The organism is Alteromonas sp. B31-7 (assembly GCF_015767655.1).
In the GTDB taxonomy this organism is placed as follows: domain Bacteria; phylum Pseudomonadota; class Gammaproteobacteria; order Enterobacterales; family Alteromonadaceae; genus Alteromonas; species Alteromonas australica.
Map to the genome: position 1 here is coordinate 3,899,283 of NZ_CP065233.1, position 11,711 is coordinate 3,910,993.

At 45.5% G+C, this 11,711-nt stretch carries 9 protein-coding genes; 5 read left to right on the forward strand and 4 right to left on the reverse strand.

Features of this window, described 5'->3' with window-relative positions; translation table 11 throughout:
* Positions 1-26: 26 nt before the first annotated feature.
* Entirely contained in the window at positions 27-1,400 is a 1,374-nt protein-coding gene (gene tolC / locus IUA53_RS17010; protein WP_196897479.1) for an outer membrane channel protein TolC, read from the forward strand.
* A 65-nt stretch (positions 1,401-1,465) separates the two neighbouring features.
* Here the strand turns inward: tolC and IUA53_RS17015 are convergent, their stop codons facing one another.
* Entirely contained in the window at positions 1,466-1,645 is a 180-nt protein-coding gene (locus IUA53_RS17015; protein ID WP_196897480.1) for a hypothetical protein, read from the reverse strand.
* Between the two features lie 90 nt (positions 1,646-1,735).
* Between IUA53_RS17015 and IUA53_RS17020 the strand changes: the two genes are divergently transcribed.
* A complete protein-coding gene (locus IUA53_RS17020; RefSeq protein ID WP_196899589.1) occupies positions 1,736-2,566 on the forward strand; it encodes an ion transporter in 831 nt (276 codons plus the stop codon).
* Positions 2,567-2,635: 69 nt separating this feature from the next.
* Here IUA53_RS17020 and prsT read toward each other — a convergent pair whose 3' ends face one another.
* Positions 2,636-5,413: an XrtA/PEP-CTERM system TPR-repeat protein PrsT gene (gene prsT / locus IUA53_RS17025; RefSeq protein WP_044446122.1), complete on the reverse strand. Its 2,778-nt coding sequence runs from the start codon at positions 5,411-5,413 to the stop codon at positions 2,636-2,638.
* A 219-nt stretch (positions 5,414-5,632) separates the two neighbouring features.
* Here prsT and IUA53_RS17030 point away from each other — a divergent pair, with 219 nt between their 5' ends.
* The 3 genes from IUA53_RS17030 (at position 5,633) to IUA53_RS17040 (ending at position 9,941) form a co-directional block, all read left to right on the forward strand.
* Entirely contained in the window at positions 5,633-7,396 is a 1,764-nt protein-coding gene (locus IUA53_RS17030; RefSeq protein WP_044446121.1) for a DEAD/DEAH box helicase, read from the forward strand.
* A 121-nt stretch (positions 7,397-7,517) separates the two neighbouring features.
* On the forward strand, positions 7,518-8,906 hold the full coding sequence (cysG, locus tag IUA53_RS17035) for a siroheme synthase CysG (RefSeq protein ID WP_044055963.1): 1,389 nt from the start codon (positions 7,518-7,520) through the stop codon (positions 8,904-8,906).
* Between the two features lie 60 nt (positions 8,907-8,966).
* Positions 8,967-9,941 (forward strand): hypothetical protein, encoded by a 975-nt coding sequence (locus tag IUA53_RS17040; protein ID WP_231401181.1) that lies wholly within the window; start codon positions 8,967-8,969, stop codon positions 9,939-9,941.
* 82 nt (positions 9,942-10,023) lie between these two features.
* Here IUA53_RS17040 and IUA53_RS17045 read toward each other — a convergent pair whose 3' ends face one another.
* Entirely contained in the window at positions 10,024-11,421 is a 1,398-nt protein-coding gene (locus tag IUA53_RS17045) for a PhoH family protein (protein WP_044055962.1), read from the reverse strand.
* A gap of 104 nt (positions 11,422-11,525) precedes the next feature.
* Complete coding sequence (locus tag IUA53_RS17050; protein ID WP_196897481.1) at positions 11,526-11,678, reverse strand: hypothetical protein; 153 nt, start codon at positions 11,676-11,678, stop codon at positions 11,526-11,528.
* Positions 11,679-11,711: the final 33 nt, after the last annotated feature.

Below are 11,711 nucleotides of genomic sequence, written 5' to 3' on the forward strand. Positions count from 1 at the left end.
ACAAGACTTAACAGGAATACGTAAGCATGAAACGAACACTTCTGTCGCTGGTAATCGGTTTATCTATAAGCACTAGCGCCCTTGCCGATGACTTAGTTCAGGTTTATGAGCAAGCAGTATCTAACGATCCCATTGTCAACCAAGCAAAAGCGGAGCGAGATGCTGCGTATCAAGGTATTAGCATTAGTCGTGCAAGTTTACTTCCACAAATTTCAGGCTACGTTGACTATACAAAGTCCACTTCAGAAAGCGCCCAAACACTAGGTTCAGGCACCGAAGATTTGCAAGTAGTGACCTTCGAAAGTGACGCTGATTCCCTCGACTACGGCCTATCGCTAAGTATGTCGTTATACGATCATGCAAACTGGGTGGGGTTAAATCGTGCTGAAAAAATCGCACAGCAATCGGACGCAGCGCTAGCCGCCAGCATGCAAGATGTGATTGTGCGCACAGTGACCGCGTACTTCGATATTTTACGTGCCCGCGATAACGTTGAATTTGTAGGTGCGGAAAAGCGTGCTATTGAGCGTCAGTTAGAACAAACTCGCCAACGATTTGAAGTGGGTTTAACGGCCATCACTGATGTACATGAAGCACAAGCAAATTATGACAGCACGGTAGCACAGGAAATTCAGGCTAAAAACGCGTTAGAGTCGGCGTTAGAAGCCCTTCGAGTGATCACTGGAAAATACCATGATCGCCTTTTCGGTTTAAATACAGAAAACTTCTCGGCGACCATGCCCGTTCCTGCGCAAGTTGACGAATGGTTAGACATTGCTGAAGAAAGCAATTTGTCGTTGTTAGTTGACCGTTTGGCCATGGATGTTGCAAAAGAAGACATCGCCGTCGCAAAAACAGGCCATTTACCGACACTAGATTTAAGCGCGAGCGTTAGCCGCACTAAAAATGACGTAGAAAATGAATTTCTTGCTTACGAAACCCCGTATTTAGATAGCCGCTCAGTGGGTGTTACCCTTAGCGTGCCAATCTACCAGGGTGGCAGTGTCTCTGCGTCAACTAAGCAAGCTCAGTATAACTATGTAGTGACAAGCCAGGTGGCAGAACAAACCTACCGTCAAACCGTACAATCGGTTCGAAGCTCGTTCAACAATGTCAAAGCGGCGATTTCTACCATCAGAGCACTAGAGCAATCTGTAGTGTCTGCTAACAGTGCTTTGAAAGCAACAGAAGCGGGCTTTGATGTGGGTACACGAACTATCGTGGACGTACTTGATAGCACAAGAAATCTCTTTGATGCTCGCCGTAACTTATCTGGCGCACGATATGACTTCATTCAAGCCGTGATTACATTGAAGCAGGCAGCGGGTACGTTAACCAGTGAAGATGTGGCAATGATAAACCGAGGCTTAAAACCGATGGAATCTACCACCAGCAACTAAAGAAAATGCTATGCACAATGAATGGCGGCATTTAGCCGCCATTTTTGTATCAGCAATCTAACGGGTTATTGTGGTTTTGCAGCCGTCGAAGAATGGGAACATTGAGCTGCGCGCTCTAAGGTTTCAATAAGGTGTTTTATATCCTCGCAAAGTGCACTGACATTGTCACGATGCACTGCACGTTGGCTTAGCACAGCAGAAACACGAAATAATTTTTCTTGCAACGAACGTAAATCATCGTCCATGATATTGCCCCTTTTTTATTCCAGTATACTCCAGTGATGTGTAGGCTCAATGCCTAAGGAGTATTAGTTTGTATTTTGAGCGAAAAAAACATGCAAGCCTCTGAGTTACAAAACCGTTTTGAACACATTCGCGCCAATAAGTGGTTTGAAGCGTTTGTGGTTAGCGTCATTGTTATATCCGCCCTACTCGTCGGTGCTAAAACCTATGAGTTACCCGCTGGCTTTGGTTCCGTCACGCTAGTATTAGACTGGTTTATCAGTGCGTTTTTCTTAACAGAAATAACCATTCGATTTTTGGCAGAACGCAAAAAACGACACTTTTTCAAGAGCTTTTGGAACTGGTTTGACACTCTCATTGTGATAATAAGTTTAATCCCAGCTGACGATGCTGAACTGGCCGTTATCGCCCGCTTAGTGAGAGTGTTTCGGGTACTTCGTATGATATCAATTATACCTGAACTTAGAATTCTTCTGGTCTCTTTGGTCAAAGCCCTCCCACAATTGGGCTATGTCATGCTGCTGATGTTTATTATCTTTTACATTTACGCAGCCATTGGCAGTACCTTATTTGAGGACATTAACCCTGTATTATGGGGCGATATCACCATTTCACTGCTAACCCTGTTTCGGGTAATGACATTTGAAGATTGGACCGATGTCATGTACGAGACCATGGAAGTGTACCCGTTAAGCTGGGTATATTACTTAACCTTCATCTTTTTCACCGCCTTTGCGTTTTTAAACATGGTGATTGGCATCGTGGTGAATGTCATGGAGCGTGAGAACGAAAAGGCCCGTGCAGAAAAAGCCGCATTACTAAAAGCTGAGAAAGAAGCTGAAGGCTATCGAGAAGTCACATTAGAATTATTGATGTCTGAACTGCAAGCCATTAAAGCTAAAATAGACCACAAAGAAAAATAAAAAAACGGCCGCTTGAGTATCACTCAAACGGCCGTTTTTTATGTCACGCTAAATCGTGAATGGTCTTATCTAAATACCGTAAGTCGTTTTCAAGCTTTCGATCCGCACTAACGAAACTTTTTGCTTAAACTCTCGGCTTGATAGACGCCGTTTCGCTAAACTGTCTTTGTCTAGCTCTAGTAATAACTCCACGTGATTTAAGTACACTTCCTCATTGGCAATAGGCCGTGTTGCTATTTCTTCATACAAACTCAACGCTTCTTGTTTCTCACCTTTTGCAATAAGTACCTGTGCTAGCGTGTCGATGGCATCGGCATTTTCAGGTTGTAGCGCAATTGCTTTATTGGCAAGGTTTTGCGCCGCTTCCAGCTCATTTTCCTTGAATTTGAGATAGGCTAAGTTATTCAACACGACGAAGTTATCTGATGTTTTCTCAAGAATTGTCTCGTAAGTGCCTATCGCTTGCTTTCGATCACGGTTAATTTGTCGCTCAGCTAACAGCATTGCACTTCTAATATCGTTTGGCTTATTTTCAACGTGAGTAGCCAAAAATGCGTACGCCTCACCGGCTTTATCTGTCATCTCCAGGATAGCCACCATCAATAATGCGTTATCTGCATTTGGTGTAGCTTCGTAGGCAGCTTGCGCGTGATCTAAGGCTTGTTCAGGGCGCTTATCGATAACGTACAAACGGGCAATGATGCCACGCACGAAAGGTAAACGCTTCGCCTCGTTCGACAAGTTGTCGATAATGCTCCATGCAGGCTGGCTTTGACCCAGCATACTATGGAAGTAGGCTTTTAATAGACGAATTTGCGGATCTGGGCGTTTCGCTAACACTTTATCCGCCATAGACAAACCTTGGCGATAATTTTTCTGCGAATCAAAAATAAGCAACATGCCTAAAACCGCGTTTTTGTCTTGTGGGTAAAACTCTACCCAACGCTCAAACAAGGCTTTAGCTTCTTCCACTTTATTGGTGGCTACCAATGCCTGCCCTTTTAGATTCCAAAAGGCCATTGGTGTGGTTTCGTCACCTTCCACTTCTGAAAGTAAGCTAACCGTTTTATCAAGGTCGCCGGACATTGCGTACATACGCGACAGCAAAATACGCAACATGATATTGTCTTTGTCGCGGTTTAACTGCTTGGTGGCATGTTGAATTACCGTGTCACCATTTTGTTGACTCGCTTCAAGGGCATACCATAACGTAATGGCTTGCACATCCGCCGGCTGGCCATCAATAAACTGCTTGATTTGCGCTATTGCCTGGTCGCGTTTTTCTTGCAAAATTAACAATTTAGTTCTGGCATAAACCACTTCGTTTTGGGCACCTTCTAAGGTGGCCGCCTTCGCTAAATAACCTTCTGCCGATGTGTAGTCTTCTTCTTCCATGGCAATATTTGCCAAATACACCATGGGTAACGCCAATTCTGGCGACTGCTCGCGCCATTCGGTGGCGGCCACTTTCGCTTTATCAATTTGCCCCGTGGCAAGGTAAGCTCGCAACAGGGTATTTTGCGTGGTGGTAGACTCAGGCGCCTGCTGCACAGCCTCTTCAATCTTCACTAAACCATCAATATCATTTAATGAAAGCTGAAGCACACCAAGACGGGCTAAATCTTCTGGCGACGAGCTCGCTGTTTCGCTGCGTTCCGCCATCTGTTGCGCCCCTATCACGTTGCCCTCTTTAAGCAATTGATAACTGGCTTTTGAAAACAAAGCGGCGTCTGCGTTGGCCTGCCCTTCTACACGATTAAGCACTTCTAGTGCTTCATCATTCTCACCTAACTGCAACATGCTGTCGGCAAGCATACGAAGGCCTGGGTGGTTATCAGGTAACGTTGATGCAATCATGGCAAGGTGACGTTGCGCCGCTTCAAAATCTTGAATTTGATAGGCACTAAAGCCGGCCACTAAACGCACAATTTGATCGCTGCGCCCATTTTGAATAGCCACTTCCAAGTAGTCTAACGCCTGGGCATAATTTCCATTCGCTGACTCGATTATCCCTTTGAACGTGTTCAATAAGGGGTGCGTGTTATTCAGGGTAAGTAAATCATCAACAATAGGCTCAGCTTTGCCTAACTCTCGCTGCTCAATAAGTAGGGCGGCAAAAGCAAATTTACTGGTGAGGTCATTGGGAAATGCGCTTACATAGTCTTCGTATACGCCTAATGCTTGCTCTTGTTGCCCGGCGAGTAAATAGAGGCGTGCAAGCTGTAACAATACATCTTTATTTTGCGGCGCTTGCTCCTGCAACGCTTCAGTCGCGGTAAGGGCGCTTTGGTAGTCTTTATCTAAAATGTACTGGTAGCTGTCAATGAGCCCTTTATAAACAGATTCTGTATCTAAGGTCATTAAATCGCTGAGCAACGCTTCTGCATCGTTAAATTTTTCTAGCTGTACTAACGCTTGCAGTTTGTAGAAACCCACCTCTGCAGACTCAACCACCGTCATACCTTCTGCGCGATAGTCTACCCCAGCCAATGCTGTTTCCGCGCCTGACTGCTGATACGCCACTGAAAGTAATGGAATAACTTCGCTAGCAGCATAACCAAGCTCGAGGGCTTTATTCAGCTCTTTCTCTGCCGCCACGTAGTTGTTACTTTGCAGGTATAAGCGTCCTAACTCAAAACGCGGTTGCGCAACATCAGGCTTTAACTGAATGGCGCTTTTGTATTCCACAATAGCAGCATCTACACGCTGTTTCTGTACATACGCCCGAGCATCTTCTAAGTGCGCTTCCATCGATTTTTCACCACAGCCTGTCAATATGAGGCTGCTGAGTAGCATGGCAGCTACTGATGCGCGCTTAACAAAGCGGTGTGAAGATTTTTTGTTCATTCTATTTCCTTTGCCCTGCATGTAATTATTTGTTGTCTATTCATCGAAGCTTACACCAATGCCTGTGCATTTTTTCATCATTATTGTGCAATTTCGTGGCAACCTGCCCATTATTCGAATATAATAACGTTTTTTGCAATACCGCAGGCATACTCCGGCACAAACTATTGCCGGTTCACGTTTGCCGCGCCCTCCTTACTTAATGCACCAGGACCCTTAATGACAACAACTGTCGACATGACATTTAAAGATCTCAAACTACCAGAACCTATCTTACAAGCCCTTGAAAAAGTTGGCTACGAGAAACCATCGCCTATTCAAGCAGAAAGTATTCCATTACTTCTTGAAGGTCATGATTTACTCGGTCAGGCCCAGACAGGAACAGGAAAAACCGCCGCGTTTGCCCTGCCTATGTTGGCAAATATTGATCCTGAGCAACGTAAGCCGCAATTACTGGTACTCGCACCGACTCGCGAATTAGCGATTCAGGTAGCCGAAGCGTTCCAAGTTTACGCAAGTTTTAGCCAAAAAATTAAAGTACTGCCGGTATACGGCGGTCAGTCTTATGACAACCAAATTCGCCAACTTAAACGTGGTGTTCAGGTTGTTGTAGGTACGCCGGGTCGTGTTATCGACCATATAAAGCGTAAAACATTAGATTTAAGCGAACTTAAATTTTTGGTTCTCGATGAAGCTGACGAAATGCTACGCATGGGCTTTATCGATGACGTAGAGCTTATTTTAAGCCATGCACCAGAAGAGCGACAAACTGCGTTGTTCTCGGCAACCATGCCAGGGCCTATTAAAAAGATTACTCAGCGTTATCTTAAAGACCCCAAGCAAGTTAAAATCGCATCGAACGTAAGTACCGCAAGTACGATTCGCCAGCGTTTTTGCCAAGTTGCTCCACACCATAAGCTTGAAGCGTTAACCCGTATTCTGGAAGTGGAACCTTTTGATGGCATGATTATTTTTGTGCGCACAAAAACCGCTACCGTAGAGCTTGCAGATAAACTATCTGCGCGTGGATACGATGTTGAACCGCTTAATGGTGACATTCCACAGAACGCCCGTGAGCGTACTGTTGATAAATTGAAGCAAGGCAATATTGACATTTTGGTCGCCACAGACGTAGTTGCACGTGGCCTCGATGTTGAGCGTGTAAGTCACGTGGTTAACTTTGACGTTCCTTACGATAGTGAATCGTATGTTCACCGTATTGGTCGTACAGGCCGTGCTGGACGCCAAGGCGATGCTATTTTGTTTATTTCGCATCGTGAAAAGCGCATGCTGTTCTCTATAGAGAAAACTACCAAGCAGCCGATTGAAGCTATGCCCATTCCTTCAATTAGCGAAATCAATGAAACTCGCCTTAGCCGCTTTAAACAATCTGTGGTTGAAGCTGCTCAAGACGATAGTATTGAATCGCTTATTCCTATTGTTGAAATGATAAAGGAAGAAGCGGAAGCGTCTCCTGAAGTTATCATGGCTGCGCTACTTAAAATTGCCCAAGGTGACGAACCGCTTATCTTGAAAGAAAGCGACCGCCCTGATCTTCACAGCAAGCCACCTCGTGAACAACGAGAGCGCCGTGACGGAAGAGAAAGCCGAGATCGTAAAGGCAAGTCCACTCGTACTAGCCGCAAACCAGAAGAAGGTATGCAGCGTTATAGAATTGATGTAGGCCATGTACATGGTGCTAAGCCAGGTAATATCGTGGGCGCTATCGCCAACGAAGGTAACATCAATTCGAAACACATTGGCGCTATCGAGATATACGATAACTTCAGTACGGTTGACTTACCTGCTGGTATGCCAAAAGAGACGCAAGATAAGCTTACGGGCACCCGTGTTGCGGGCCAACGTTTGTCTATTCGTGCTTGGTCAGACACGCCACCTAAGCGTGAAAGCCGCGGCGGACGTAGTGCTGAGAAAGGTAGCCGTGACAATCGCGGAACCCGAGACAAGAAACGTAAGAACTAAATAGCACACAAACCAGCCTGCATATAACGTAAGAGAATATAAAGGCTGATTTCGTTGTTTCTAATAAAAAAGAATTAGCGCAAAATAGCGTTAGTTCTTTTTTTTTGCGTACCTGTTCATTATGGATTATTTCCCTCTGTTTTTAGATGCTCGTTCTATGCGCTGCTTAATTGTAGGCGCTGGCGAAGTAGCGGCCAGAAAGCTTGAGCTCATCATGAAAACACCCGCCACTATCACTGTGGTTGCTCCGTGGGTTTGCAGCACGGTAAAGCAACTTGCCGATGCGCCTAACGTAACCCTTATCGAACGGGAATTTAGCGACGCAGATCTTAATGACAAAGACATGGTGTTTGTGGCAACGGATAAGGGAGATGTTAATCAATACGTTCATGACCTTGCCCGCCAACAAAAAGTATTAGTTAATGTGGTGGACAACACGCCACTTTGCCAATTTATTACCCCCTCTATTGTTGATCGCTCGCCTATCGTTATTGCCATGAGTAGTGGAGGAGTCGCCCCTGTACTACTGCGTTACTTACGTCAGAAATTAGAAACTGTCATACCCGCAAACTTAAGTAAGCTGGGCGCTTTTTCTGAAAAATTCAGGGACAAAGTTAAAAGCGCACTTTCAAGCGTGACGGCAAGACGCTACTTTTGGGAAGATGTATTAGACGGTGATATCGCAGAAATGGTCGAAAAAGGCCAAGATGAAAAAGCCGATAATGCCTTTCTAAAAGCCCTGGAGGCTGCGGCGGGGAATCAGCAGTTAGAAGGCCAAGTTTATCTCGTGGGTGCAGGCCCTGGCGACCCCGATTTACTGACCTTTCGCGCCTTACGTTTGATGCAGAAAGCCGATGTTGTGGTATACGACCGCTTAGTGTCACCGCAAATTTTAGAATTGGTGCGCAGAGATGCTGAAAAGATTTATGTAGGTAAAGCAAAAAGCAATCACACGCTACCACAGCAGGATATTAATCAGTTGATGGTTGATGAAGCGAAAAAAGGCAATAGAGTGGTCAGGCTGAAAGGCGGCGACCCCTTTATCTTTGGCCGTGGTGGAGAAGAGATACAAACCCTTATTGAACATGGTATCGACTTTCAGGTTGTGCCAGGCATTACTGCAGCAAGTGGGGCATCTAGTTACGCTGGCATTCCGCTAACGCATAGAGATCACGCCCAGTCTGTGGTATTTGCTACGGGCCACCTCAAAGACGGAAGCATAGACTTAAACTGGCCTTCTTTGGCCCAAGCCAATCAAACCATAGTGTTTTACATGGGCTTAACTGGCTTACCCATTATTTGCCAGAAGTTAATTGAAAACGGACTCGATGAAGATACGCCTATCGCCTTGGTGCAGTCCGCTACCACAGAAAATCAAACAGTGGTAACAGGCACGCTTAACACTATTGCTTCTTTGCCTGAAACCGCAAACCTCAAACCGCCCACGCTTATTATTGTGGGTACGGTGGTGAATTTGCACAAAGAGTTGGATTGGTTTACCCAAGCATAAACTTGCACTTTCAACGGCCATGCGCATACTGATACTAACCTTTAATCTTCTGTAGGCGCTATGGCCGATACGTATTTAACCCCCTTACGCTATACTTGTATGCTTTGCTTCTTACTGCTGCAAGGTGTGGCTCCCTCGGCTTTAGCGGAGCAATTGAATTTTCAAAAAACACAAAAAGGTGATGCCACCGATTATTATTATCGCTGGCTAGATGCTGACAACGAAGTACAAGAAATTCGCTTTCGCCTACCCCATACCGCCTTTAAAGCCGCGCCAACGCTACAGCCTAACTATAAACCTTCTTTAGCACAGCGCTTCGTTACTGTAGCCTTAATGAAGAAAGCCAAAACCTACGACCCTAAAGACGCCCGTATCGCGATAAAAAATGATAATCAGCGCATTCACATTGAAGTTCGATCGCAAAGTGAAACACGCGCGGATGTTATTTTAGAAGAACTGCAAGCAGAGCAAGTACGAGCTTTTAACGCGTATCTTGAACAAAACTACTACGTACGTTTTACCACCATATTCAACCAAGGCGCCGTGAAACCCGACCACTTACGCTATGTTGAAGAAACCACTAAAGCCCTTGTCCCTGTTTCTCAATCATTTTATGAAAAAATTAGACAAGATGCTGATGCGCGAGACTATTTCGATTTACTGCTTGGGTGGATACAAAGCATTCCATACGACACCTTAGAAGATCGTGTGGCCAGCAATGGTTCGGGTTTTGCGCCTCCGGTTGGACTACTTAACCAGAATCTGGGAGATTGTGACAGTAAAGCGGTATTAACCAGTGCGTTGGTACGGGCGTTTTTACCTACCACCGACATGGCAATGGTATTCTTGCCAAACCATGCATTGCTCGCCGTTGCACTTACCCCCTTAATCGACGATAGCACCATACAAATAGATGGACGCGACTTTGTGCTGTATGACCCCACGGGGCCAGCACTGCTTCCTTTTGGGCAGGTATCAGAGTCAACCCAACGATACCTGCAAACCGGTCGCTATCAAATAGAAGTGATTGATTAAGTAAGTGAAAAACCTGCCGCACACCCTTAAACGTGGATAAAATACCGCGTTTTGTGTGCTTAGCAGGTTGGTATTGAGGGGCTTATAGATTTTCTTCCGCAAAGCTGGCTAAGCGGCTTCTGACCACACCATCAAGATTAATCGTGGCACTTCCTGAGAAGTACTTAAACTTCTCAACTAAGTAGGTTAAACCAGAGGTGACTGCCGAAAGGTAATTGCTGTCTATTTGCGCCAAATTCCCTCCCACAATAATTTTCGTCCCCTCGCCACAGCGCGTGATAATCGTCTTAAGCTGAGAGGCAGTTAGGTTTTGCGACTCATCAAGAATAACAATGGAGTTTTGTATACTTCGGCCGCGCATGAAGTTAACCGATTTATACTGAATATTGGCTTTCTCCATGATGTAATTCATCGAACCTTTCGTGTTCTCATCGTGCTTATGCAGCACTTCTAAAGAATCCGTAATGGCTGCCAACCACGGCAACATTTTTTCTTCCTCGGTACCGGGTAAAAAGCCAATGGATTCAGCAATTTCTGGCGTACTTCGCGTCACGATGATTTTGTCGTACATGTTACGCTCTACCACCATTTCCAAAGCAGCGGCAAGGGCGAGAAGAGTTTTACCGCTGCCTGCCGGCCCTGTCAGCACCACTAAATCGATATGGGGGTCGAGTAGCGCGTGAAGCGCCATAGCCTGGCCTATATTTTTGGGCGTAATGCCCCAGGCATGGCGACTCATTAATCGCTCATAGCCTAAATCGAGTATTTCAAGGGAGTCCTGATTAACAGCCTCCACTAACCCGGCAAAATGTTTGCTGTCGTCCAGTAAGAACTCGTTGACGTAGGCTTCTGGCAACATAGATTTTGGTACCGTGTGAATGGTGTCACGCCCTTCTGTTCGGCTATCTACACTTTTAACCGCATCCCAAAAATTGCCTTCGAACTGATGAAAGCCTCGGGACAGATATTTGATATCAGTAATTAATTGGTCGGTTCGGTAGTCCTCAACGTGAGCTAAGCCTGCGCCTTTTGCTTTCAAGCGCATATTTAAGTCTTTCGTTACCAACACCACCTGCTGAGGCGCGAATGTCTTTTGCAGATGTAACGCCACATTGATAATGCGGTTGTCATTTTCATTGCTAGTAAAAACCTGCTGGGTTTCCGCCATATTCAGATCAGTGAAAATGGAGAGGCTTCCCGAGGGCGCGGTAGAACCCGCTCCCATGCCTTCCATCGTGACTCCCGCTAACATTTCTTCCGGTGTGGCATCATGTAGCAAATCTTCCATTGCGCGAATTGATACCCTGGCATCACGAGCCACGTCTTTTTTACTGTCTTTTATATAATCGAGCTCTTCTAACACTGTCATGGGAATGACCACATCGTGTTCTTTAAAAGAGAGAAAGGCGTGAGGTTCGTGCAGCAGAATGTTGGTATCGAGGACGTATATTTTTGTATCGCTAGAATTTCTTTTGGGCATCCTTCACTCCGGTAAATAAAGCCAGGCTCACTGCAACTGCGCAGTTTGCAAGGTAACAGTTCCGCGTAAAGGAGAAGTTGTCGCTCGAACAGGACTTCACCCCCTTATCGCGTCGACTGAGAAGCAAGCTGTGTTACCTTGCCTCCAACGTTCGCTTTTTCAATTTCACGAACGTCTAATTCCACCATAATCCAGATTTTTAAATTTGGCACTGTTTTTCTACTTTTATTTTTGACGGCAAAAAGCATCGGATGCATTCACGCTTCTCTCAATCGTCGACAAATGAGCTA

Coding starts and splice junctions, on each gene's coding strand:
- tolC (WP_196897479.1), top strand. CDS start 27: ATGAAACGAACACTTCTGTCGCTGGTAATCGGTTTATCTATAAGCACT.
- IUA53_RS17015 (WP_196897480.1), bottom strand. CDS start 1,645: ATGGACGATGATTTACGTTCGTTGCAAGAAAAATTATTTCGTGTTTCT.
- IUA53_RS17020 (WP_196899589.1), top strand. CDS start 1,736: ATGCAAGCCTCTGAGTTACAAAACCGTTTTGAACACATTCGCGCCAAT.
- prsT (WP_044446122.1), bottom strand. CDS start 5,413: ATGAACAAAAAATCTTCACACCGCTTTGTTAAGCGCGCATCAGTAGCT.
- IUA53_RS17030 (WP_044446121.1), top strand. CDS start 5,633: ATGACAACAACTGTCGACATGACATTTAAAGATCTCAAACTACCAGAA.
- cysG (WP_044055963.1), top strand. CDS start 7,518: ATGGATTATTTCCCTCTGTTTTTAGATGCTCGTTCTATGCGCTGCTTA.
- IUA53_RS17040 (WP_231401181.1), top strand. CDS start 8,967: ATGGCCGATACGTATTTAACCCCCTTACGCTATACTTGTATGCTTTGC.
- IUA53_RS17045 (WP_044055962.1), bottom strand. CDS start 11,421: ATGCCCAAAAGAAATTCTAGCGATACAAAAATATACGTCCTCGATACC.
- IUA53_RS17050 (WP_196897481.1), bottom strand. CDS start 11,678: ATGCATCCGATGCTTTTTGCCGTCAAAAATAAAAGTAGAAAAACAGTG.